At 65.7% G+C, this 24,694-nt stretch carries 17 protein-coding genes; 11 read left to right on the forward strand and 6 right to left on the reverse strand.

Annotated features, from left to right (window positions below):
* Nucleotides 1-56: 56 nt before the first annotated feature.
* The gene (locus tag AC1MBU_RS07420; protein ID WP_479789645.1) at nucleotides 57-2,900 is read right to left on the reverse strand and encodes a glycosyltransferase; all 2,844 of its coding nucleotides are present in this window, start codon (nucleotides 2,898-2,900) and stop codon (nucleotides 57-59) included.
* An 8-nt stretch (nucleotides 2,901-2,908) separates the two neighbouring features.
* Nucleotides 2,909-3,883 carry an ATP-binding cassette domain-containing protein gene (locus AC1MBU_RS07425; RefSeq protein WP_479789646.1) on the reverse strand — a complete coding sequence of 325 codons (975 nt, stop codon included), beginning with the start codon at nucleotides 3,881-3,883 and terminating at the stop codon, nucleotides 2,909-2,911.
* A gap of 255 nt (nucleotides 3,884-4,138) precedes the next feature.
* Here AC1MBU_RS07425 and AC1MBU_RS07430 point away from each other — a divergent pair, with 255 nt between their 5' ends.
* The 7 genes from AC1MBU_RS07430 (at nucleotide 4,139) to sufU (ending at nucleotide 14,122) form a co-directional block, all read left to right on the forward strand.
* Entirely contained in the window at nucleotides 4,139-4,783 is a 645-nt protein-coding gene (locus tag AC1MBU_RS07430; protein ID WP_277359317.1) for a 50S ribosomal protein L25/general stress protein Ctc, read from the forward strand.
* Nucleotides 4,784-4,793: 10 nt separating this feature from the next.
* Nucleotides 4,794-5,381: an aminoacyl-tRNA hydrolase gene (pth, locus tag AC1MBU_RS07435; RefSeq protein WP_479789647.1), complete on the forward strand. Its 588-nt coding sequence runs from the start codon at nucleotides 4,794-4,796 to the stop codon at nucleotides 5,379-5,381.
* A 333-nt stretch (nucleotides 5,382-5,714) separates the two neighbouring features.
* A complete protein-coding gene (locus AC1MBU_RS07440; protein ID WP_479789648.1) occupies nucleotides 5,715-8,342 on the forward strand; it encodes a helix-turn-helix transcriptional regulator in 2,628 nt (875 codons plus the stop codon).
* A gap of 7 nt (nucleotides 8,343-8,349) precedes the next feature.
* Nucleotides 8,350-11,049, forward strand: a complete 2,700-nt coding sequence (locus tag AC1MBU_RS07445; RefSeq protein ID WP_479789649.1) for a LuxR C-terminal-related transcriptional regulator — start codon at nucleotides 8,350-8,352, stop codon at nucleotides 11,047-11,049.
* 283 nt (nucleotides 11,050-11,332) lie between these two features.
* A complete protein-coding gene (locus AC1MBU_RS07450) occupies nucleotides 11,333-12,238 on the forward strand; it encodes a F510_1955 family glycosylhydrolase (protein WP_479789650.1) in 906 nt (301 codons plus the stop codon).
* 64 nt (nucleotides 12,239-12,302) lie between these two features.
* Nucleotides 12,303-13,619: an aminotransferase class V-fold PLP-dependent enzyme gene (locus AC1MBU_RS07455; RefSeq protein WP_479789651.1), complete on the forward strand. Its 1,317-nt coding sequence runs from the start codon at nucleotides 12,303-12,305 to the stop codon at nucleotides 13,617-13,619.
* A complete protein-coding gene (sufU, locus tag AC1MBU_RS07460) occupies nucleotides 13,616-14,122 on the forward strand; it encodes a Fe-S cluster assembly sulfur transfer protein SufU (protein WP_479789652.1) in 507 nt (168 codons plus the stop codon). The genes AC1MBU_RS07455 and sufU overlap by 4 nt, the downstream gene beginning before the upstream one ends.
* A 52-nt stretch (nucleotides 14,123-14,174) precedes the next feature.
* Here sufU and nhaA read toward each other — a convergent pair whose 3' ends face one another.
* From nhaA to AC1MBU_RS07475, 3 genes are all read right to left on the reverse strand, one after another.
* Nucleotides 14,175-15,521 (reverse strand): Na+/H+ antiporter NhaA, encoded by a 1,347-nt coding sequence (nhaA, locus tag AC1MBU_RS07465; RefSeq protein ID WP_346028788.1) that lies wholly within the window; start codon nucleotides 15,519-15,521, stop codon nucleotides 14,175-14,177.
* A 111-nt stretch (nucleotides 15,522-15,632) separates the two neighbouring features.
* The gene (locus tag AC1MBU_RS07470; protein WP_056548728.1) at nucleotides 15,633-15,854 is read right to left on the reverse strand and encodes an SCO4848 family membrane protein; all 222 of its coding nucleotides are present in this window, start codon (nucleotides 15,852-15,854) and stop codon (nucleotides 15,633-15,635) included.
* On the reverse strand, nucleotides 15,854-16,351 hold the full coding sequence (locus AC1MBU_RS07475; protein WP_479789653.1) for a DUF2505 domain-containing protein: 498 nt from the start codon (nucleotides 16,349-16,351) through the stop codon (nucleotides 15,854-15,856). The genes AC1MBU_RS07470 and AC1MBU_RS07475 overlap by 1 nt, the downstream gene beginning before the upstream one ends.
* A 219-nt stretch (nucleotides 16,352-16,570) precedes the next feature.
* Between AC1MBU_RS07475 and mfd the strand changes: the two genes are divergently transcribed.
* From mfd to AC1MBU_RS07495, 4 genes are all read left to right on the forward strand, one after another.
* Nucleotides 16,571-20,191 carry a transcription-repair coupling factor gene (gene mfd / locus AC1MBU_RS07480; protein ID WP_479789654.1) on the forward strand — a complete coding sequence of 1,207 codons (3,621 nt, stop codon included), beginning with the start codon at nucleotides 16,571-16,573 and terminating at the stop codon, nucleotides 20,189-20,191.
* Nucleotides 20,192-20,413: 222 nt separating this feature from the next.
* Complete coding sequence (gene deoC, locus AC1MBU_RS07485; RefSeq protein ID WP_479789739.1) at nucleotides 20,414-21,430, forward strand: deoxyribose-phosphate aldolase; 1,017 nt, start codon at nucleotides 20,414-20,416, stop codon at nucleotides 21,428-21,430.
* A gap of 10 nt (nucleotides 21,431-21,440) precedes the next feature.
* Nucleotides 21,441-22,913, forward strand: coding sequence for an aldehyde dehydrogenase family protein (locus AC1MBU_RS07490; RefSeq protein WP_479789655.1), 1,473 nt, complete (start codon nucleotides 21,441-21,443; stop codon nucleotides 22,911-22,913).
* Complete coding sequence (locus tag AC1MBU_RS07495) at nucleotides 22,910-23,791, forward strand: aldehyde dehydrogenase family protein (protein WP_479789656.1); 882 nt, start codon at nucleotides 22,910-22,912, stop codon at nucleotides 23,789-23,791. Before AC1MBU_RS07490 ends, AC1MBU_RS07495 begins: the two co-directional genes overlap by 4 nt.
* A gap of 121 nt (nucleotides 23,792-23,912) precedes the next feature.
* Here the strand turns inward: AC1MBU_RS07495 and AC1MBU_RS07500 are convergent, their stop codons facing one another.
* Nucleotides 23,913-24,656 (reverse strand): DUF2306 domain-containing protein, encoded by a 744-nt coding sequence (locus tag AC1MBU_RS07500; protein ID WP_346028792.1) that lies wholly within the window; start codon nucleotides 24,654-24,656, stop codon nucleotides 23,913-23,915.
* Nucleotides 24,657-24,694 lie beyond the last annotated feature (38 nt).

Here is a 24,694-nt window from a genome sequence, read left to right on the forward strand (position 1 = left end):
TCATGGGAAGAGCTTGTAGCGGGGCGATCCCTTCCGACCGACTGCACATGCCCGTGTTACGGGCGCACAAGGGGTTCCAGAACGTCGAGTGCGACGGCTGTTCCGTCCTCCTTTCGCAGAAGTTCCCCCGTACGCGCCGCCTGTCCCCTGTAGTTTCCTGCCTGGGCCAGAGCATCCGTCAGCCGGTGCACGGTGACCTTGCGGTACGGGATCGGTTCCGGAGCGAGCCCCCGCCGATGCAGGAGATGTCCCCAGAACGGTTGGTCGCCGATGAACGGCACCACCACTGACGGCGTGCCTGCCCGCGCCACAGCATGCGCGGAGCCCGCACCTCCATGGTGGATAGCAGCAGTTGCACGTGGCAGGACCAGACGGTGGTCCACCGACTCCCGCACCAGCAGGTTGTCGCTCTGAGCTTCCGCCGGAAGGTCGATGCCGCCCCAGCCCCTGGCCACCAGGACCCGGAGGCCATTCCTGCGGGCCGCTTCCACGATCGCTTCGCCCCGTGCCCTCGGATCCCCGGCTTTCATCGAACCGAATCCGGCGTAGACGAAGTCGCCGTCCTCGATGAAATCTGCCAGTTCTGTATCCGCCTCAACTGCGGGCGTCGGATGCCCGGTCCAGTGGCCGGTGAGATGGACGGTGGCCGGCCAGTCCGCAGGCCGCGGCAGCAGGAGAGGGCTGATGGGGATGAGCGTTGCGCTTCCAGCCGACCCCGTCCGAGGCGCGGGAGGGAGGTCTTCCACGGCCGGTGCGAGCTCGCGCTTGAACATCAGACTGGCCACGCCCGCCAGGCGATAGCTGGCCCGGTTCAACGGTCCCAGGCTGGTTCTGGTGAGGATGGGAAGTGGAAACTCGCGGGTTGCGGTGAATGACGGAATGGTCTCCACCAGCACCGACGGGATGCCCAGTCTCTCGGCCGCGATAGGAGCGCTGAGGACCTTCGGGTGATAGACCACAACATCGGGTGCGAAAGCAAGAATCTGACCTACTGCGGTCTGCAGAAGGCGGGCGAATGACGGCCGGATGACAGTGCGAAACTTCTTGGCCGCCATTCCTGGTGACACGCCCTGATCGCTGATGAGCTGGGCGAAGTCCATGCCCAGACTGACAGTGTCCAGGCCACTTGTATCAGTGCCGGAGTTGTCCGGGATGGCGGTCCGGACGGAATGCCCCCGGGCGACGGCGGCGCGCGCCAGGGCAAGAAACGGTTCCACGTCGCCGCGCGTTCCGGCCGTCAGCAGCAGAATCTTCATCAGGGCGCACTCCGTCTCATCATGGGTTCCGTCATCACGCAGCCACATCCCGCCGTCGAAGGGACAGCGCTGCCAACACAGCCCCGGCAGCAGCCACGGCAAGCAGTCCCGTGGCACCGGCCTGGTTAAAGACTCGACGGGCATGGCAGGGGAGTGCCGGAACGGGCTCGCGTCCTGCAGCCACACCGGCAGGCCGAACAGCTCCCCGAATTCGCCCAGCACCAGGCCCACCGCGAGCACGCCCCAGCTCACAACGATGCTGAGCCGCGGAATCACCGCGAACGCCAGGGCTGCCACGGCCACAAACACCAGGGCAGCAGGCAGGTGCGCCAGCGCCGCCGGAATCAAGTACCAGGCCGGCTCATCGGCACTGCCGGACAAACCCAGGCCCGCTGCGGCAGCAACACCTGCCGCAGCGGCCACCAAGGTTGCCGAAGCAGCAGCGGCAATCAGGTTCGCGCCCAGCCATTGCAGCCGTGAGGCCGGAACGGACAGCAGAAGTTCGGCCCGGCCGTCCGCCTCTTCCGCCCGCAGGCGAAGGACGGCCTGAATGCCCGCAGCCGCAGCGAAAACACCGGCAATGCCCAGCAGCGCCGTAACGAAAACGTCAACCAGACCCGACTGCCCCTCGGGCACAAGCCGCGCAAGAAGGTCCCGCATCGCCGGCACGCTCGCTACGGCGTCAGACACCACAGGACCAAGCGCTCCTGCCATGGCACCCAGCACGGCAGCGGCAATGCACCAACCCGCGATGGCGGATCGCTGCAGCCGCCAGGCCAAGCCAACGAGAGTGCCGCCTCCCACACCGGCCCGCTCCCTGCCGTTGCCCTGGGAGAGGAGGCTGGAACCGACGTCCCGCCGTCGTCGGCTGACTACTGCCAACGCTCCCAAGGCAACCGCGGCAGCGAGCGGGACCAACAGCGCGCTCAGGTCGGGACCTGTAAAGGGCTGCACCCGCTGCCCCCAGCCGATGGGCGACAGGAGCGACGGCCAGGCACCGACAACGGAGAGCAAGTCTGCAGAAGCGGTCCCCAACGCGTCGCCCACGCCGCGGATCAGATACGCGGCGCCTACCAGCCCGGCGGCCGCTCCGTTTGCGCTTCTGCCCGTGGGCAGCACCTGGGCAGCGACCGCGGCAAGGCCCACGAAAAAGAGTCCCACTCCTCCTACTGCGGCTCCGGCAGCGACGGAACCACCAGCAGGCAGCCCTGCAGCGATGAAACCGGCCGCAACACAGACGGCGAGGGTCAGGTTGGCCGCGGTACCCAGCACCAGCGTCGCGGTGAGGGACGCCGCGCGCGGCAGCGGTACGGCACCGAGGAGTTCGGCCCGCCCGAGTTCTTCATCGGCACGCGTATGCCGCACCACCAGGAAGGTGCTCATGAGACCGGCCAGGACCGCCGTGAAGGCATACCCCTGAAAGAACACCACCGCGCCTACCCCGGTTCCAGCCGGCAGACCGCGAAGGAAGAGGAACGCCGGATTGGACGCCGCCAGCTGGACGATCGCCGCCCGCGATGCCTCATCCGCGAACTGCGTGGCCACGGCGGTGGACGTGGCAAAGCCGAGTAGAGCGATGCCCGCTATCCAGATCGGCAGCGTCACGCGATCACGCCGGGCCTGGAACAGGACCAGCTGCAGCACGCCGGACATCACACGGCCCCGCTGTCGGTGCTGTTTGCAGTACCCGTGCTGTTATTGCCGCTGTTGATTCGGTCTTCGCTGTTGGAGCTGTCGTTACTGTAGTGGCGCAGGAACAGGGACTCCAGGGATGGCGGGCTCACCGAGAGGCTGCTGATCCCCGGCTCAGCAATGCGGGCCAGGACGGCTGCGATGTCCGCGGAGTCGGCGTCGAACTCCACTGCACTGGTGCCCACGCTGACATTGTGGACACCGGGCAGCGCCGCTAGCCGGAGAGGGTCGGCCAGCCCCGTGACCCGGAAATGGGTGCGATGGAGATGCCGGAGTTCGCCCAACGTGCCCGATTCCACGGCCGTTCCCGAGCGGATGATGGTCACGCGGTCACACAGCTGTTCCACCTCGCTCAGGATGTGGCTGGACAGCAGAACCGTGGCGCCGTCCCGGCTGACACGCTCAACCTGGCGGCGGAATACGGCATCCATGAGCGGATCCAGGCCGGCGCTCGGCTCATCCAGCAGGTATAGACGCGCAGGGCGGGCGAATGCCGCTATCAGCGCTACCTTCTGCCGGTTGCCTTTCGAGTAGGTCCGCGCCTTCTTCCGCGGGTCGAACTCGAACTCCTCGATAAGCTCGCGGCGTAGCTTCTCATCGGCACCGCCGCGGAGCCCAGTGAGCAGATCAAGAACTTCGCCGCCTGTCAGGTTTGGCCAGAGGCTTACATCACCGGGAACGTACGCGATGTCCAGGTGCGCTTTCACGGGATCTGCCCACGGGTCGAGCCCGAAGACCCGGACGGCCCCGGATGTCGGACGGATGAGCCCCAGCAGGATCCTCAGGGTGGTGGATTTGCCCGCTCCATTAGGCCCGAGAAACCCGTGCACCTCTCCGCACGCCACCGTGAGGTCGAGGCCGTCCAGAGCCCGGGTGCGGCCGAAGTCCTTCACCAGGCTGCGGGCCTCGATAACAGGTTGTGCTGGTGCGTTCATAGGTTACCCGGCTCTTCGAGCCCCAGCCTAGCGGTGCCGGTATCCCCGCGGAAGAGCGCGGCCAGTGCCGGCATGCTGTAGGATTGACCGTTGATGCCTAGGCGAGGGAACGCCTGCTCTGATTCCAGGGCATGTTCCGTTATCGACGGTGGCTGGCGGCTTTCCTGACAACGCGCATGTTCGCGTAAGGGGAGGGTGGCCGGGCTTCGTTGGATCGCTCGGTACAACCTCAAGAACCTAACCTCAGGAGACATCATGTCCGAGCAGAAGCTCGTCGCAGAACTGCGCACCGATTTCGGTAAGGGCGCTGCCCGCCAGGCACGCCGCGCCAACAAGATCCCCGCCGTCATCTACGGCCACGGCGCAGACCCCATCCACATCCTGCTGCCCGGCAAGGCAACCACCCTGGCAGTCCGCCACGCCAACGCCCTGCTGAGCGTGGACGTTGACGGCGAAGAGCACCTCGCCCTCGCCAAGGATGTGCAGCGCAACACCCTCAAGCGCATCGTTGAGCACCTTGACCTGCTGACCGTCCGCCGCGGCGAGAAGGTCACCGTTGAGGTCAACATCCACGTTGAGGGCGAGCCCAAGCCGGGAGTTGTCACCAACCTCGAGCAGACCACCGTCACCGTTGAGGCCGAGGCAACCCACCTGCCCGAGTCCCTCACCGTCAACCTCGACGGCCACGGCGTGGGCGACCACGTCTACGCCTCGGACATCCGCCTCCCCAAGGGCGTCACCCTGCTCACTGAAGCAGAGACCCTGATCATCAACGTATCCTCACCGGTTGTTGAAGACCTCGGCGAGACCGCCACCGAGACCGGCGTTGACTCCGACGGCGGCGACGCCTCCGCTGAGGAAGCCACCGGCGATGTGGTTCCGGCCACCGAAGAGTCCTAAGCACCCACCAGTGCCTGACAACACCTGGCTGATAGCCGGGCTCGGGAATCCCGGGCCCGGCTATTCCGGCAACCGGCACAATGTGGGCCAGATGGTCCTCGACGTGCTGGGTGCGCGGCTGGGTGGCAAGTTCGGCACTTCCAAGGCACGCGCCGTCGTACTCGAGGGCCGGCTGGGAATAGGCGGGCCCAAGCTGATCCTTGCCAAGCCGCTCACCTACATGAACCTCACCGGCGGGCCCGTTTCGCAGCTGGCGAAGTTCTACGGGATCGAGCCGGACCACGTGGTGGCGGTCCACGATGAGATCGACATCCCCTTCAACACGATCAAGCTCAAGATCGGCGGAGGAGAAGGCGGCCACAACGGACTGCGGGATATGAGCAAGGCGCTCGGCACCAAGGACTACCTGCGGATCCGCGTGGGCGTAGGCCGTCCGCCGGGCCGGCAGGAAGCCGCGGACTACGTGCTCCGCGACTTCAGCTCCACCGAAAAGAAGGACCTCCCGATCCTGTTGGAGGAGGCGGCTGACGCCGTCGAAAGCGTTGTACTGGACGGTTTGCTGACCGCCCAGCAGAAGTTTCATTCTGCCGGAAAATAGCGGTAAACTGGATTTCCCGAACAGGACTGCACGGCCTAATGGCCCCAAAAGCGGGGGCCGACGTTGGGCGGCCTCTGAGACTGGGCCACCCCCATCCCAACGTCGGTCCCTTTTTTGTGCCTGTGCGCGGTTGGTACACATAGTTGATAAATCAAGGAAACAATGGGTGCGGCATCGGATGATCGGGCGTAGTCTATTGGCCTAGCGCATGACGTGTTGGGGCGGACTGATGAATGAACTAGTGATGTCCGGTGCTGACGATGATTTGTCAGCACCGCCGGTCGATACTGTATGGCCACCAGGCGAAAGCTTCCAAAGCGCCGGGATCCCAGAATGTTGAACGTTCACGGCGAGTGGCCCCTCGTAGGCCGGGATGCGGAACTGGAGGACGTCCGGGACGCCCTGCTGGACAGCAGCTGCCGCGGAGTGATCATCACCGGCCCCTCTGGAGTGGGAAAGACCGCGTTGGCGCAGCGGATGGCCCGCCAGCTCGATGACTCGTTTGAACTCGTGTACGTCCGCGGTTCGGCACTCGCATCAAAAATGCCCTATGGGGCCCTCAGCTTTGTCCTCAGCGATCTCGACGACGCGATTGTGGACAACCCCCTGATGCTGCTGCGCGGATTACAGGAACTCTATGCGCAGCGGGACGACGGCCGGCAGACCCTCATCCTCGCCGACAACCTCGAGGAACTCGACTCCTCCTCCGCCATGGCGCTGGCCCACCTGGTGCGCGTCAACGCGGTCAAGCTCATTGCCATCTGCCAGTCCATTGACGCCTCCCCGGAGGAGTTCTGCGACCTCTGGAAGGACGGCGCACTGCGGCGGATCGACCTCGACCCGCTGGACCTGGCCTCCACCACCAGGCTGCTCTCCGCAGCCCTTGACGCACCGGTGTCCCGGGCCGCCGCGGCAAGCATGTGGCACATCACTGGCGGTAACCCGCTCTTCCTCCAGGCGCTCACCCGCGAACAGGTGGACTCCGGCGAAATGCTGGAGCGCGACGGCGTGTGGGTGGCCAAGCCGCTATCCGCACCGAAGACGCGGCGGTCAATGACGGACTGGATCATGGTCCGCCTGCGCCGGTTGCCCCCGGAGCAGCGCGAGGCGATCGAGCTGATCTCCGTAGTGGGAGCGATTCCACTGGACCTCCTGCTCCGCTTTGTCCCCTCCTCAGCCGTTGACGCCTTGCAGATCACACGGGCCATCCGCGTTGAGCGGACAGAGGTGCCGCTGGTGAGGATTGCAAATGGTCTTGTCAGCGAGGTGGTCCGCACCCAGGTTCCGCTGGGCCGCGGCCGTGAATTGATGCGCGCGCTCGCAGTGGAAGCGCAGGAGTGGGACATCCCCGCGCTTGCCCGCATGACCTTCGCCTCCTGGTGCATTGAATCCGGTGCTGACATCCCGGCCGAAAACCTGATCAACGCCGCCCGCCTCGCTAACCGGCACCGCCAGGGAGTGCTGGCGCTCCGCTTCATCCACGCCATCCCCAATTACTCCGCGCTATCCCAGGCGGTAATCGAGGAAGCCAGGGCGATGGGCGTCGAGGCCGACTTCGCCGGCGGCCTGACCGTCCTTGACCAGCTCCTCGAGACCCACGCCGAACCGCACTTTGAGGATTGGCTGGACATCAGGCTGCTGCAGTGCCGCCTGCTCATGAAAAATCCCAGCCGGTATGCCGAAGCCGAACCTCTCCTCCGGGAGGTCCGGCAACGGCTTGCAGCGGAGGCGGTCTCCGCGGACCTGAACGGCCTCATTCGGGATGTGGACGAACTCGAAGCCGAACTCGCCGGCTACAGCGGCCGCTACGCGGAGCTGCTGGAGAGCTTCGGCCACCTGCTGACCGACTACGCAGCTGAACAGCAGAACCCCGCACTCCTGGGGTGGCTGGCTGAGGCGCTGGCCATGACCGGTCGCCAGGACGACGGCGTCCGGTTGGCCTCAACCATCGTCGCCCGACTGTTGGACACCAGCACGGACTCCCTGCTGCAGGAAGCTGCGATGGCTCGGGTTTTCAAGTTGCTCGTGGTCTCCGGTCGCTGGAGCGAGTGCCTTGCCATGGCCGCCTCCCCGTCGAACCACGGCAAGGAGAGCGCCTATGACGGCTCGGCGTCGGAGTTCGCCGAAGGCTGCCTGCTCGCGTACGGGGGCCGCGGCTCCGAAGCGCTCGACAAGCTGCTCCCCGCGCTCAGTCAGATGCGGGTCCACGACCGGCAGCACGCCCTTCCCGTGGCCGAGGCGGCTTCCGCCTATGCCTACGCTCTGGTGGGGGAGGCCCGCGCCTCACTGGAACACCTGGAACGAGCCGACCACCGGCCGGAGCGGTTGTCCTGGCACTCTTCGCGCGGCGTTGAGTACTTCATGACACTGGCCACGACCGCCACGCATGCACCGGCCGAGGTGGCCGAGCGGATGCTGCAGCTCGCCGATGAAGACCGCGCCCTGGGCAATCACGGTCACGAGCTTCTGTTCCTGTGCCAGAGCGTCCAGCTGGGCCTCGACTCGGTAGCGGACAGGCTGGTCTCCTCCGCACTGGCCTCGCAGGGACCGTTCGCGGAGGTCTGTGCGCTGTATGGGAAGGGAATCGCTTCAAAGGACACTCACCAGCTATTGCTCGCCGCGCAGAAAGCCGCAGAACTTGGAAACTGCCGGCTGGCCGCCGACGCAGCGAGGCTGGCGGCCGAGCTTGCCCAGGAAAGTGGCGACCAGGTCACTGTGGCCGCCGCCGGAAAGGTGCTTCGCGACGTCGGCGCTCCCGGGGTTGCCGGCAGGCGGGGCGCACTCGAATCGCTCACGGACCGCGAACGTAGCATTGCCGTGCTGGTAGCGCAGGGCCGAACCAACCGTGATATAGCTCAAGTTATGTGCGTTTCCGTACGGACCATTGAAGGCCACGTCTATCGGCTCTACTCGAAACTCGGGGTGTCATCGCGTAGCCAGCTGGCTCTGCTCCTGGAATAGGCGGCTTATGGGGGAACACACCGACGGCGGCCAGGATCTGATTGGCCGCGAAGACCTGGTCGAAGAAGTCGCCTCTGTGCTGTCCGGATCCCAGTACCTCGGCGCCATCCTCGTTGGCGAGGCCGGCGTGGGGAAGACCGCGTTGGCGCGGACCGTGGCGAGGGAACTGGACGGCAGCGTTGCCGTGCTTCCCATCTCTGCGAGCCCCTCCCTGCGGAAGGTGCCCTTCGGAGCGCTCTCACCGTACCTGCACTCGCTGTCCATTAACGACGTCGGCTCCTCCGTAGCCGTGTACCGCAGCATCATGGCGCACCTGGAATCCAGCAGCAACGGCCAGAAAAAGAAAATGCCGCTGTTCCTCGTGGACGATTCCCACGAACTGGACGACAACACCAGCGTGCTGCTCTCCCAGCTCATCGCAGGCCGGCGGGCACGCGTCCTGGCGCTGGCACGCACGGCGCCCAATCCGTCGTCGGAATTTGGGTCCCTGCACCAGGACGGGCTGCTGCGCCGGTACCACGTGAGGCCGCTCGGTGCGCCCGAGGTGCATGAGCTGTGCCGGCGTGAACTGGGCGGCGACGTGCTGTCAAGCGTCAGCGCCACCCTCGCCCAGACATCCGGCGGAAATCCCATGTTCCTGCTGGCCCTGCTGCGGCAGGGAAAACGCTCAGGCTATCTGGGTGTGCGCAACAAGGTGTGGCGCCTGGTGGGTCCGGCGCCGCCATTGGACGTGAGCCTCGTGGACCTGATCAAGGTCCGTTTCCGGCGCCGGACGCCGGACGAGCTGTCCGTGCTGGAGACGCTGGCGCTCGCCGAACCCATGCCGCTGGACGCACTGGTCCACTGCACGGACCGGCCGGCCGTGACCGCGCTGCAGGAGGACGGCCTCATTGCCGTCGAAGGGGGTAGGGACCGGCTGGTCACCCTCAGTCACCCGCTCTACGGTGAAGTGATTCGTCAGGACGTGCCCGCCGGCCGCAGCCTGACCATCCGCCGGAAGGTGCTCGAGGTTCTGGACCACGATTCCAGTACGGCTGACGGCTTCCTGCGTTTTGTGGCGTGGGGGCTGGACTGCGGGCTGCCGCCGGATGACAAGACGCTGCTGCGGGCGGCGGTGGTGGCCAACCGCCTGCACGATTCCGAGTTCGCCCTGCGCGCTGCCCGTGCCGTGCACGAACCGAAGCTCCGCGGCAACGCGCTCGTGGAAATTGCACGGGCACAGACCACGCGGGGAAACCTCCCGTATGCGCGCGAGATTGTCGATGAAGTGCTCGATCAGTGTCAGAGCTTCACCCTGGCCAAGGAGGCCTCGTTGCTGTCCGTGGCGCTTCGGGTACGCGGTTCCAACGCGGCCGAGCGGATCCGGGAGGATGTTGCGCGCTGGAAACGCATCACTGACCGGATCGCGTCGGAGATGGAGCCTCCGGATGATCCGCAGGTGGCAATCGGCCTGGGTGTATCCGCCAACGGCCACCGGATCCTGGAGAGCTTCGCGTTGAATTACGAAGGCAGGTTTCAGGAGTCCGAGAAGATCCTCCGGGAGGTCCTCGCGGACCCGTACTGCAGCGATGAGGTTCGGCTCGCTGCTCTCAGCCTGCTCGGGGAGGCGCTCGGCTCCATGGGAAAGGCGGTCGAAGGCACTCAGGCAACCGGGGAAGCCCTGCAGATCATCGCAGCGCACGGACACAAGTTCGTGGGGCACTCGGAATTTGTGATCACGCGCCATTTCGTCTCAATGGCCCACGCCGGGCTCTGGGACGAGATCGAGGAGCTCCTGGACACACTGGTGCGGAGCAAAGCCAGCGGTCCCTCCTCCTTCACCGGCATCACGGAGCTCTCCGAGGGGCTCATAGCGCTGCGCAAGGGCCTCATGGGAAGTGCCCGGACCGCGCTGATTCTGGGCGTGGAGGGCCTCCGTGAGTCCGACTCCAACCAGCTCATGCCGATGGCCCTGGGACTAGCGGCGTTCGCGTGCACCATGGTGGGGGACACCACCCGCGCCAAGGTGTATGCCACTGAGTTCGAGGCCGGCGCAAGTATCGGCACCCGCCAGGCGCAGCTCCTCGGCAAGGTGCACGTGGTCGCGGCCAACGCACTGTTTCAGGGCGCCGCCCGGAGCATCGAGGAACTGCACGTGCTGGCGAAGCAGGCGGTGACTGACGGGATGACCGTTCTGGCCGCCGTCGCCTATGAACTGGCAGGGCGGCTGGGGGATGAGCGCTGCTTTGAACCGCTGGCCCGGCTCACTGAATCCTTCGAGGGGCCGGAAGGTGCTGTGATGACAGCGATGGCCAAGGCTGCGGTCCAGAAGGACCCGAACGCGCTGATCGACGCCGCCGAACTGGCGCAGTCCTCCGGCTACCTTCTGGTGGCCGCCGAGTGCCTGGGCAAGGCCGTGCGGTACCTCTCGCAGCGCGGGGAAGAGCACAAGTCACGGACGGTGCAGCAGAAGCTCAATACGATCATCGGGCAACTCGAAGGACTGCAGAGCCCGCAGTTCGAGGCGGTACGTTCCACATCGAAGCTCACCCAGCGCGAGCTGGACATCGCGCGGCTGGCCGGTCAAGGCTATTCCAACAGGGATATCGCTGAAGCCCAGGGCGTGTCCGTCCGCACCGTTGAAGGCCACCTCTACCGCATCTTCGCCAAGCTCGGAATCACCAGCCGCGATGAGCTGCCGGGGGCTGATCCAGCGAGTATCGGCTGAGTACCCTACGCGCTAAGCGGGAGGGAAAATCGGGTACCTACTACTCGTGTTTGGAGTGGGTGGTTTTCCTAGAGTGATGAGTGGAGCCGGCGACGTCGAAGCCTTCCCCAGACTAAGGCTCGTCCCCAGCCGTCGTCGGCTCCTTTTACGCTCGCCAGCGAGTCCCGGACTGTTTTCCGGGCGGCGCGGGTTTCGGCGCAGTGCGGGGCGGTGGGTAGCATCTACAGGGCCAGGTTCCTCGCCGGGCTACCTCGTCAGAACCTCGCTTTCCAAGGAATGTTCCATGTCCCGCCGCCTGCACTCCCAAGCTTCGTGGTTCTCCCACTCACACGGGCTGCCGCGGTGGCGGGCGTCGGGCTCGGCTGCCATCGCCGTCGTACTGCTTGTGCTCACCGGCTGTGCCGGGGCCAGCCCGTCAGAGAGTGCGCCTGCCGGTGCGTCTCACTATCCCACTTCCCACATCCACGGGATGAGCGTGGATCCGGCCACCAACCGGGTGCTCCTGGCTACCCATGCCGGATTGTTTGATGTCTCGGCGTCCCCGGCAGTGCAGATCGGGCCCAGTATTGACCTGATGGGTTTCACCGCTGCGGCTCCAGATGAGTTCTATGCGTCCGGACACCCCGGCCCGGGCTCCGACCTGCCGGATCCTGTGGGACTGATCCGATCCACTGACGGTGGCCGCACGTGGCAGCCGCTGTCCCTGCAGGGCGAATCCGACTTCCATGCGCTCGCCGCTACCCACGGCGGAATCGTGGGGTTCGATGGCGAACTCAAGGTCACCGAAGACGGCACTGAATGGCAGGCTGCGGATGGCCAGTTCCCCACCCATCACCTCGCCGGATCGCCGAGGGGCAGCATTGTCCTCGCCACCACGGAGAAGGGCCTGCAGCGTTCCGCAGACGGCGGCGCAACGTGGGCCACTGTTGGTTATGCCCCTCTGCTGGTGTTCACGGCACTGTCTGAGGAGAAGGCGGCCGGAATCGGACCCGACGGCCGCGTCTACACGAGCAGTGACGGCGGTGTGAGCTGGGTGGCGCAGGGGAGCGTTGAGGGCGAGGCGTCAGCCATTGCCACGCAGGTCATCGACAGCTCGACCCAGCGCATCTGGGTTGCAACCAACGACAGCGTGCAGGTATCCAACGACAACGGACAGACCTTCACCAGCCTCAGGTCCAGCCGGCAGTGAACGGGTCCACACCAACCCGCCGGCAGTAGACTGAATAGCGCACATTCGCCGTCGAGGGAGTTCCATGCCCATCCTGTCAGCTCCATCCCATCCGCTCTCGGATGAGGAAGTGGGCCGCATCCGCAATGACTTCCCGCTACTGGCCAATGAGCTCAACGGCCGGCCGCTGGTCTACCTCGATTCCGGAGCCACCTCCCAGAACCCCATCAGCGTGATGGAGGCCGAGCAGGAGTATTACGAACAGCGCAACGCCGCCGTGCACCGCGGCGCCCACTCCCTCGCGGTGGAAGCGACCGACGCGTACGAGTTCGCCCGCACCACCGTTGCATCCTTCATTGGTGCCTCACCCGATGAAATCGTCTTCACGTCCAACGCCACGGAGGCCCTGAACCTCGTTGCGTACAGCCTGTCAAACGCCTCGCTGGGACTCGGCGGTGACGCCGCACGCCCGTATGCGCTTGGCCCCGGGGACTCCATAGTGGTCACCGAGATGGAACACCACGCCAACCTGATCCCGTGGCAGGAACTTGCCGCGCGTACCGGTGCTTCCCTGCGCTACATTCCAGTCGACGACGACGGCGCCCTCCGCCTTGAGGAAGCCGCCTCGGTGATCGACGGCAGCACCAAGCTGCTCGCGTTCACGCATGTCTCCAACGTGCTGGGCATCATCAACCCGGTGGCTGAGCTGGTGTCCCTCGCCCGCGGCGTCGGAGCCCTGACGGTTTTGGATGCGTGTCAGTCGGTGCCGCACCTGCCGCTCGATGTTGCGACGCTGGACGTGGACTTTGTTGCGTTCTCCGGGCACAAGATGCTCGGGCCCACGGGAATCGGCGCGCTGTACGGCAGGGCGAAGCACCTGCACGCGATGCCGCCGTTCCTCACGGGCGGCTCAATGATTACCACCGTCACCATGGAGCGTGCCGAGTACCTTCCGCCGCCGGCCAGGTTCGAGGCCGGCACCCAGCGGATCTCGCAGGCGGTTGCGCTGGGCTCGGCCGTGAACTACCTGGCCGAGACGGGCATGGACCGGATCGAGGAATGGGAGCGACTGCTGGGGGAGCGGCTGGTGGTTGGCCTCGAGGCGATCGACGGAATCCGGGTGCTGGGCCCGCGTTCGGGTCAGCCCCGGATCGGGCTGGCGGCGTTCGATGTTGACGGCGTCCACGCCCATGATGTGGGGCAGTACCTCGATTCCCGCGGCATCGCCGTGCGGGTGGGCCACCACTGTGCGCAGCCGCTGCACCGGAGGCTGGGGCTGACGGCGTCCACCCGGGCCAGCACCTACCTGTACAACACCACCGACGAGGTGGACGCGTTCCTTACGGCTCTTGCCGAAGTCCGTTCGTTCTTTGGAGCAGCGGCGTCCGGAGCCTCGGCATGAGCAGCGAACTCGAGAACCTCTACCAGCAGATCATCCTTGACCACGCCAAACGGCGGGTGGGGCAGGGAAGCACCGATCCGGCGTCGGGCGCTGGTTCGGTGCCTGAGGAAGAGCCGGTTGCCGGCTCGCCGGCAACCGGCTCTCTGGCGACCGGCGCGTCGCACCAGCTCAATCCCATCTGCGGCGACGAACTGACGTTGCGGGTGTGGATTGCTGACTCCCGCATCGAACGGGTGGCGTGGGAGGGAGCGGGCTGCGCAATCTCCATGGCGTCTGCCTCGGTCCTCACCGAACTGGTCAGCGGAGAAACCCGCGACGACATGATGGAGCAGCTCGATCGTTTCCGTGAGCTCATGCGCTCGCGCGGGACCATCGTGCCGGACGAAGAGGTACTGGGGGACGCAGCTGCGTTCGCCGGCGTCTCCCGCTTCCCGGCGCGTGTGAAGTGCGCCATGCTCGCGTGGGTGGCCTTGGAGGAAGCGGTCCTCGCCGCCAACTGCTGACCGGCCCGTATGCGAGTGAGGGGCGCAGCGACGCTAGCGCGCGTGTTCGGCGTTAGCGGCGCGGAGGATTGTCTTCGAAGAGATCGGGGATGCCGTCGTCGTCCGCGTCTACCTTCTCCGCCTCTTCGATCCTGCGGTAGCGCTTGTTGCGGGAGCGCAGTAGAGCGGTAGCGAGCAATGCGGCGAGCAACGATGCGGTCAGGATGGCGACCTTGGCGTTGTCGTTCGGCTCCGACCCCTGAGCGAAGCTGAGGTCATTGACCAGGAGCGAGACGGTGAATCCGACTCCCGCGAGGATGCCGACGCCGAGGAGATCCACCCACCTCAAATCGGGGTCAAGGGTCGCCTTGGTGGTCTTGGTGATTGTCCACGTGGTCAGGAGGATGCCGATGGGCTTGCCCAGGACCAGGCCCAGGATGATTCCCAGGGTGACCGGATCTCCGAGCGCGTTGACGAACCCGTCGACGCCGCCGATTGCCACACCGGCGGAGAAGAACGCAAATATCGGCACGGCAATGCCTGCGGAGAGCGGGCGGAAGCGGTGCTCAAAGGTCTCCGCGAGACCAGGCTTGTTTGGCCGGGGCAACACGGACTTGCCGCCCTTGCCGATGCGCAGTACCGGAACCATGAAGCCGAGCAGCACGCCGGCCACTGTGGCATGGACACCTGATGCGTGCATCAGCGCCCAGGTGACAAAACCGATCGGCAGGAGGATGAACCAGGCCGCCGATGTGTTCTTCCCGAAGAACTTGGGGTTTTTCTGCGCGAGGAACGCGAACAGCGCCAGCGGGATCAGCGTCAGCAGCAGGAACGTGAACTCCACCTCTTCCGTGTAGAAGAACGCGATGATGGCGATGGCAATCAGGTCATCCACCACTGCCAATGTCAGCAGGAAGATGCGCAGGGCGCTCGGCAGGTGGGAACTGATGACCGCGAGAACGGCCACCGCAAACGCGATGTCCGTAGCGGTAGGGATGGCCCAGCCGCGAATGGTCTCCGGCGATCCGAGGTTCACGAGGACGTAGATCAGAGCGGGCACGATGACGCCGCCGGCCGCGGCTGCCACCGGAACAATGGCGCGTGCGGGGTTCCGGAGGTCGCCGGCCACGAACTCGCGCTTGAGTTCGAGCCCGACCAGGAAGAAGAAGATGGCCAGCAGGCCGTCAGCGGCCCAGTGTCCCACCGAAAGCTTCAGGTGCCACGGCTCGTAACCGAACTCGAAGTCCCGGAGAGCGAAGTAGCTGTCCGCGAACGGCGAGTTGGCCCAGACAAGCGCCAGTGCGGCCGCAATGATCAGCAGGATGCCGCCGACCGTTTCTTTCCTCAGGATCTCGCCGATCCGGAGATGTTCGGGGTAACTGGACCGTCCGAGGACGTTCCGGGGCTGAGAACTCGACACGAGCGGCTCCTTCAGGGCAGGAAGAAATTATTGCCGACCAGACTTCCCGGCGCACCTTCTAAAACCCTAGCAGGGGAGTCCGTAGCGACGTGACGCACGTTACGTTGGTATTCAGGCTGCCAGCGTGCGGATTCCGATTACCAGGGTTGCTGCGCCCAGGATCATCGAGGTGGTCACCAGCATGAAGTGAACCTTGAGGAACCGGGTGGGTGCGCCGTTCTCATCCTTGGACCGCGGGTCCTTGAACACCCGGCGGAGGAACGGCGGCCAGACAATAAGCGTCCAGAGCCCGGCGATCACCAGGACTATCGACAGCGCGAGGGGCAGTTGCATCAGCGGTTCTCCAGCCAGCTCTTCGCCTGGGTGGCCTGAACGTTCAGGGCCTTGCCGATGAACGGTTCAGCGGCGTCGGCAATCTTGGCGCCCATGAACGGAATGGACGAGGTCACGTTGCCTTCGAGGTCCACACGGGTGGAGGTGCCCTCGGCAACCAGGCGCTGGACGGCGTCGACCGTCACGGGCGCACCGGAGACCTTCATGGTGACCTTCGCTTCGCGGGAGCCGTCAGGCAGCGGTGCGGCCCAGTTCTCCGTCTGCGTCACGGTGATGGTTTCGCCGACAAACTTGCGGGCGAAATCCGGCAGTCGCGTGGTGGGCAGCGTGCGCACAGCGGTGAGGGTGAAAGCGGCGGAGGTGTCGCCGTCGACCGTCAGTGACTTCAGCTCCCCTCCGACGTGCTCACTGGTGTGCTTGAGGAACGCTTCATCGGTGAAAACGTCCGTGACCGTCTGGACGCTGTAGGGCAGGGTGGTTGAGGCGCTGAGTGCCACTAATCCTCCGGGGTAGGTCTATTGGGTTTCCGGTACATCCTATGTGAGCGCTGGCTTCGAGCCTTCGTTGGGGTGTTTGCAGCTTCGTCCACAGGCGCCCTGCCGACCCGCCGAATACGAGTAGGCTTGAACTACTCCCCGGGATTCTTTGGAATTTCGGTCTTTCGTGTTGTCTTTTCCGTGCTCAGCTTCATTTCAAGTTACCCCTGAAGGAACGCCATGGCCCCCTCCGGACCCACCCTCAACGGTCTCCGCGCTGCTCTGCAGGAGGACGCCTCCTTCGCGCGGGTGCGCACCAACGCATCCCGCAGGGTTGCCGACCGCAGTACCGATCTCGAGATCGGCGCACCCACCGGCCTGCGTGCCGCGCTGCTGGCGGAGATGGTGGACGGGCTCGCATCGGCCTCAAACGACGACGACGACGGCGGCGCGCCGGTTGTTGTAGCGGTCACCGCCACGGGGCGGGAGGCAGAAGATCTGGCAGCTGCGCTGCGAAGCTACCTGCCGGCGTCGGGCATTGAAGAATTTCCGAGCTGGGAGACGCTGCCGCACGAGCGGCTCTCGCCGCGCTCCGACACAGTGGGCCGGCGGCTGTCCGTCCTGCGGCGGCTTGCCCACCCGGGCGCTGACCCGATCCGCGTGATTACGGCGCCGATCCGCGCCGTCGTGCAGCCGCTGGTTGCCGGGCTGGGCGAGCTCGAGCCGGTCACGCTGAAGGTGGGTCAGGAGCGCGGGTTCGACGAGGTGGTCCGCGCGCTCGCCGACGCCGCGTACGCCCGCGTGGACATGGTCACCCACCGCGGCGAATTCGCGGTGCGCGGCGGGATTATCGACGTCTTCCCGCCCACCGAAGACCACCCCATCCGTGTGGAGTTCTTCGGCGACGAGGTGGACCAGATGCGCTGGTTCGCTGTGGCCGATCAGCGTTCGCTGCCGACCGACGGTGATCGCGGGGCGCCCGCGGAGCTGTATGCGCCGCCGTGCCGCGAGCTGCTCATCACGCCGTCGGTCATGTCCCGTGCCGCGCATCTAAAGGATCAGCTGCCGGCTGCGGCGGGGATGCTGGAGAAGATTGCCGGCGGGATCGCCGTTGAGGGCATGGAGTCGCTGGCGCCGGTGCTGGTTGACGCGATGGTCCCGTTTGTCGGCGAGCTGCCGGCCGGATCGATTGCCGTCGTCGTCGAGCCGGAGAAGGTGCGCGCGCGTGCCCACGACCTCGAGGCGACCAACGAGGAGTTTCTCCAGGCTGCGTGGGCAACAGCGTCCGACGGCGGTGCGGCGCCGGTCGATCTGAGCGGTCAGTTGGGTGCCGATCTGGAAGCGGCGAGCTTCCGCTCGCTGGTTGATACGCGGTCCTCCGCGCTGGCGAATGACGTTGCGTGGTGGTCGGTGACGTCCTTCGGGTCTGACGAGCTGCTGACCGAGGTCGACAGTTTCACCGTTGCGGCGCGTGAGCCGCGCGGATACCAGGGCGACGTCGCGGAGATGATGGAGTTCCTCGGCGGCCGGGTCCGTGACCAGTGGCGGGTGGTGGTCGCAACCGAAGGCCCCGGGCCGGCCCAGCGCCTGGCTGAACTGTTCCACGATGCTGACATTCCGGCGTCGCGCGTTGAATCGCTCGACCGCTCGCCGCAGCCGGGGATCATCGAAATCACCACGTCCTCCGCGGGCCGCGGGTTTGTGCTTGACGGGCTGAAACTGGGGCTGCTGACCGAGGCAGACCTGCTGGGTCGCACTTCTGCTTCGGGGACCCGCGACATGCGGAAGATGCCCTCGAAGCGGCGCAACGCCGTCGACCCTTTGCAGTTGCGTGAAGGTGACTTCGTGGTGCACGAGCAGCACGGTGTGGCGCGGTTCATCGAGCTGATCCAGCGGTCCACGGGCGCCGGGCCCACCAAGACCATCCGCGAATACCTGGTGCTGGAGTACGCGCCGTCCAAGCGCGGGGCGCCGGGTGACCGGCTGTTTGTGCCGACGGATCAGCTGGACCAGGTCACCCGCTACGTCGGTGGGGATACGCCGGCGCTGTCGAAGATGGGCGGGTCCGACTGGTCGAAGACCAAGAACCAGGCGCGCAAGGCCGTCAAGGAGATTGCCGGTGAGCTGATCCGGCTGTACTCGGCGCGGATGGCCTCGCGCGGGCATGCCTTCGCGCCGGACACGCCGTGGCAGCGGGAGCTTGAGGAGGCTTTTCCGTACATCGAGACGCCGGACCAGCTGACGACTATCAATGAGGTCAAGGCGGACATGGAGCGGGAAGTCCCGATGGACCGGCTGGTCTCCGGCGATGTGGGTTACGGCAAGACGGAGATCGCCGTCCGGGCTGCGTTCAAGGCTGTGCAGGACGGGAAGCAGGTGGCCGTGCTGGTGCCCACCACCCTCCTGGTGCAGCAGCACTTCGAGACGTTCTCGGAGCGGTTCTCCGGGTTTCCGGTGCGCATCCGGGCGCTGTCCCGGTTCCAGACCACCAAGGAGTCCAAGGAAACGGTGGAGGGGCTGAAGAACGGTTCGGTCGACGTCGTCATCGGCACGCACCGGTTGCTGTCCACCGAAGTGCATTTCAAGGACCTTGGGCTCGTGATTGTGGACGAGGAGCAGCGGTTCGGCGTTGAGCACAAGGAAGCGCTGAAGAAGATGCGCACCAACGTGGACGTACTGGCCATGAGCGCCACGCCGATTCCACGAACGCTGGAGATGTCGCTGACCGGAATCCGTGAGACGTCCACGCTGGCAACACCGCCGGAGGAGCGGCACCCGGTGCTCACCTATGTTGGCCCGTACACGGACAAGCAGACCTCCGCGGCGATCCGGCGTGAACTGATGCGCGAGGGGCAGGTGTTCTTCGTGCACAACCGGGTGTCCTCTATTGACCGGACGGCCTCCCACCTGCAGCAGCTGATTCCGGAGGCGAGAGTCGCCGTCGCGCATGGACAGATGAGCGAGTCCCGGCTGGAGCAGATCATCGTGGACTTCTGGGAGAAGAAGTTCGATGTGCTGGTGTGCACAACGATCATCGAGACCGGGCTGGACATTTCGAACGCGAACACGCTGATCGTGGACCGGGCGGACAATTACGGACTCTCGCAGCTGCACCAGTTGCGTGGCCGTGTAGGGCGTGGGCGTGAGCGGGCGTACGCGTACTTCCTGTACCCGTCGGAGAAGCCGCTGGGTGAGGTGGCTCTGGAGCGGCTGAAGGCCGTGGCGTCCCACAACGAGCTCGGCGCCGGTATGCAGCTGGCACTGAAGGACCTCGAGATCCGTGGCGCGGGAAACATGCTGGGCGGGGAACAGTCCGGGCACATTGCCGGGGTGGGCTTCGACCTGTATATCCGGTTGGTCGGTGAGGCCGTTGCGAACTTCCGCGGTGAGGCTGAGGAGAAGGCCGCCGAGATGAAGATCGAGCTGCCGGTCAACGCGCACCTGCCGCACGATTACGTGCCGGGGGAGCGGTTGCGGCTTGAGGCGTACCGGAAGCTTGCCTCGTGCCTGACCGATGCCGCGATTGACGAGGTGGTTGAGGAGCTTCGCGATAGGTACGGTGATCTGCCGGCGCCGGTGGTCAACCTGGTGGCCGTGGCGCGGTTCCGGGTGCGGGCGCGGTCGGTAGGCCTGACGGACGTGGCGCTGCAGGGCAACTTCATAAAGTTCGCCCCGGCCAATCTGCCCGAGTCGAAGGAAATGCGCCTGAAGCGGATGTACCCGGGGGCGTCGGTGAAGCCTGCGATGAATGCGGCGTTGATTCCGAAGCCGAAGACTGCTGCATTTGGGGGCCGCGACCTGGCGGACGCGGCGATCCTCGAGTGGGCGCAGAATGTGATCGATGCGGTGTTCGCGGCCTAACCCCCGCGAACTTTTGCGCACGTCTGGTGACTTCCGACCCCTCGGAAGTCACCGGAGGTGCACAAATCTTCCGGGTTTGGGCGGTGGTAAAGTCATAGCGTCCATGCGGGTCCGATCACCTGTCCCGACGCTATCGATACCCCCGGCCCAACAAGGCCAAACGGGTACGCCGGGAACCGTTCCGCGCATGGCCGCGAGTAGAAGTATGGAGAACCTGTGACCATGGAAACCACGCGCGCCGGAACCACCGTTGCACCGGCGTCGAGGGCCCTGGACGTGATCGGTGGCGATCTCACCGAACGCAGCCTGCGCCGCTACCTCGAAGGCATTCCCGGCGTCGACGCCGTGGGCCTCGAAGCCCGCGCCGCCGCCCTGGGCACCCGCTCGATCAAGACCACCTCCAAGGCCTGGGCGCTGGACACCATCATCCGGCTCACCGACCTCACCACTCTTGAAGGTGCGGACACGCCGGGCAAGGTCAAGTCCCTCGTCGCCAAAGCCATGGTGCCGGACCCTGATGACATGTCCACCCCGCGCGTCGCTGCGGTGTGCGTGTACGGCGACATGGTGCCGCACGCTGTGGAAGCGCTGGGTTCAGCGCACGACGACGGCGCCCCCGGCCGTATCAACGTCGCCGCCGTGGCCACCGCCTTCCCCAGCGGCCGTGCGTCCCGCTCCGTCAAGCTCTCCGACACCTCCGACGCCGTTGCCGCGGGAGCCGATGAGATAGACATGGTCATTGACCGCGGCGCATTCCTCTCCGGCCGGTACGGGCAGGTGTTCGACGAGATTGTCGCCGTCAAGGAAGCGTGCAAGCGCCCCGACGGTACGTACGCGCACCTGAAGGTCATCCTCGAAACCGGCGAGCTGAACACCTATGACAACGTGCGCCGCGCCTCCTGGCTGGGCATCCTCGCCGGCGGTGACTTCATCAAGACCTCCACCGGCAAGGTCACCCCGGCGGCAACGCTGCCCGTGACGCTGTCCATGCTCGAGGTTGTCCGCGACTGGCACCGCCTCACCGGCGAGAAGATCGGCGTGAAGCCCGCAGGTGGAATCCGCGCCTCCAAGGACGCCATCAAGTACCTGGTCACGGTCGCGGAAACTGTGGGGGAGGAGTGGCTGCAGCCGGACCTGTTCCGCTTCGGTGCCTCCAGCCTCCTCAACGACGTGCTCCTGCAACGCCAGAAGCTCACCAGCGGCCGCTACTCCGGCCCGGCCTACGTCACGATCGACTAAAGGACCTGCCATGAATTTCCTCGATTACGCTCCCGCGCCCGAGTCGGCAGCGATCCTGAACCTCCGCGATGAATACGGCCTGTTCATCAACGGCGAGTTCGTCGCCGGCAACGGGGAGTCCTTCACCACCATCTCCCCGGCCACGGAGAAGCACATTGCCACAGTGTCCTGCGCTAACGAGCAGGACGTGGACACCGCCGTCGTCGCCGCCCGCCGTGCGTATGAGAAGACGTGGTCGCGCATGTCAGGTGCTGACCGCGGGAAGTACCTCTTTCGCATCGCGCGGCTGGTCCAGGAACGCGCCCGCGAACTGGCCGTCGCCGAAAGCCTGGATAACGGCAAGCCCATCAAGGAAAGCCGCGACGTCGACATCCCGCTGGTTGCCGCCTGGTTCTTCTACTACGCGGGTTGGGCGGACAAGCTCGACTACGCCGGAATGGGCCCGAACCCGCGCTCGCTCGGTGTCGCCGCGCAGGTGATCCCGTGGAACTTCCCGCTGCTGATGCTGGCGTGGAAGATCGCACCCGCGCTCGCGGCCGGGAACACCGTGGTGCTCAAGCCCGCCGAGACCACACCGCTGACAGCGTTGCTGTTCGCTGAGATCCTTCAGCAGGCAGACCTGCCCGCAGGCGTCGTCAACATTGTCACGGGCGCCGGTTCAACCGGCTCAGCTTTGGTCAACCACGCGGACGTCAACAAGGTTGCGTTCACGGGCTCGACGGCGGTGGGCCGGCAGATTGCGCGCTCCACCGCGGGTACGTCCAAGAAGCTCACGCTCGAACTGGGCGGCAAGGGCGCCAACATCGTGTTCGATGACGCCCCCATTGACCAGGCGGTCGAGGGCATCGTCAACGGAATCTTCTTCAACCAGGGCCAGGTCTGCTGCGCAGGCTCGCGCCTGCTGGTGCAGGAATCCATCCACGACGACGTCGTTGAGCGACTGAAGGCGCGTCTGTCCACCCTGCGCGTGGGGGATCCGCTGGACAAGAACACCGACATCGGAGCCATCAACTCCGCGTCCCAGCTGGGCCGGATGCGCGAGCTCTCCGACATCGGTGAGCAGGAAGGCGCGGAGCGCTGGAGCCCAGCCTGCAACCTGCCCTCGGAAGGCTTCTGGTTCCCGCCGACCATCTTCACCAACGTGTCCACCAGCTCCCGGATTGCTCGGGACGAGATCTTCGGCCCCGTGCTATCGGTGCTGACGTTCCGTACCCCGGCTGAGGCCATCGCCAAAGCGAACAACACCCCGTACGGTCTGTCCGCGGGAATCTGGACTGACAAGGGCAGCCGCATCCTGGCGGTGGCGGACAAGCTGCGTGCCGGCGTCGTCTGGGCCAACACCTTCAACAAGTTCGATCCAGCCTCGCCGTTCGGCGGGTACAAGGAATCCGGCTACGGGCGTGAAGGCGGCAAGCAGGGGCTGCACGCGTACCTCGCGCCGACTGTTCCTAACCGCTCGGCACTGAATGGAGCCAACCGATGAGCCGCCTGGCTGTTCCGAAGACCTACAAGCTGTATGTCGGCGGTAAGTTCATCCGGAGCGAATCCGGGCGCGTGTATGAGGTTGCAACCACGAAGGGGAGCTTTTCGGTGAGTTCAGTCAACGCCGCGAAGGCTTCCCGGAAGGACGCCCGCGACGCCGTTGTGGCCGCCCGCGGAGCCGTCAGCGGCTGGTCCGGGACCACCGGCTACAACCGCGGGCAGGTGCTGTACCGGATCGCGGAGATCCTGGACGGGCGCCGTGCGCAGTTCGCCGAGGAGATCGCCGCGTTCGAGGGTGTCTCCCTTTCGACTGCTACTGCACAGGTGGACGAGGCGATTGACCTGTGGGTTTGGTACGCCGGCTGGGCGGACAAGTACGTGCAGGTTGCCGGCAACGGTAACGCCGTTGCCGGTCCGTTCTTCAACCTGTCCGTGCCTGAGCCCACGGGCGTCGTGGCGGTGATCGCGCCGCAGGGGGCGGGGGTTCCGGGCTCGTTGCTCGGCTTCGTCCGCGCGGTGGCGCCGGTCCTCGTGAGCGGGAACACCGTCGTCGTTATTCCGAGTGAGCGGGCACCGCTTGCAGCGCTCAGCCTCGGCGAGGTCTTCGCGACCAGTGACGTTCCGGCCGGCGTCGTCAATATCCTGAGCGGATCACCGGCGGAGATTGCTCCGTGGCTTGCCGCGCACGCCGACGTCAACGCGCTGGACCTGCTCGGTGCCGGCGAGCTGGAGTGGGTGGACCTGCAGATCGCTGCCGCGGATACCCTGAAGCGGGTGCTTCCGCCGGAGCAAGGCCCCGACGCCGGTGCCCCCTCGCTGGATCGCATCACGTTCTTCACGGAGACCAAGACCGTGTGGCACACGAAGGGTCTGCTCTAACGGTTGGGCCTTGGCTCCTTCTGGGTCTTGGCGGGGTTACTCCGTCCCACCGGATCCTGGGTTTCAGTGGGAATGTCTAGACATTCCCACCGAATGAGCGGGCCCAGTGGGATTGTCCGGACTATCCTGCTGAACGCGCGAGCTTGGCGGGATATGTCGACGCCGTCAGCCGGCGCCGGTGGATGAAGTACTCCGCGACCGCCAGGCTGAGTACCCAGGACGCTCCGATCAGGATCGCCCGGCTCAGCTCGGTGACCGGGCCGATCAGAAGGATCCAGGGGATCGTCACCACCACGATGGTCCCCTGGGAGATGCCGATCGCGTAGGCGCGGGTCATCCACTCGCTGTGCCTGACGTAATTGTGGCGGCGCACCGCAAGCAGGCCGAGGATGATGCTCACCACCATGGCAGTTCCGAAGACCAACCGGAGCACGAGGAGAAGCACGCCGTCGAGCGGCGGTAGGTCGTAGAAGATCGCCATCCACAGTCCCGACAAGGCAGCGAGCAGGCCGGTCGGCACCAGGATCCGCCCGGAGATGCGATGCCAACTCGGTCTGCCGCGTTTGCCGCTGCGTAGCGAGGGGATGAATTGGAAGGCTCCGAGCAGCAGGTACAGGGTGACGGTTGGGATGTGAATCAGCACAGGCAGCGGGGCATCGAAGAAGCGTGCGTTCTCGGGTGTCACTTCGCCGCCGGCCAGTTCACCCAGGCGAACTGTTCCCGCGAGCACCGGGACCAGGCTGAGGATAATCAGGGCAACCGGCACGAGCCAGCGTGCCCAGTGCATTCTGGCGGGTTTGGAATCAGGTGGGCGCGTCGCTTCGGCGCTTAACGCGGGTGGTGCGGTCTTTCGGGAGGCTTTCACGGTGATCCTTCGCTTGGCGGCGGAAAAGATTGGCTGCC

This window comes from Arthrobacter sp. PTI12, from assembly GCF_056679915.1.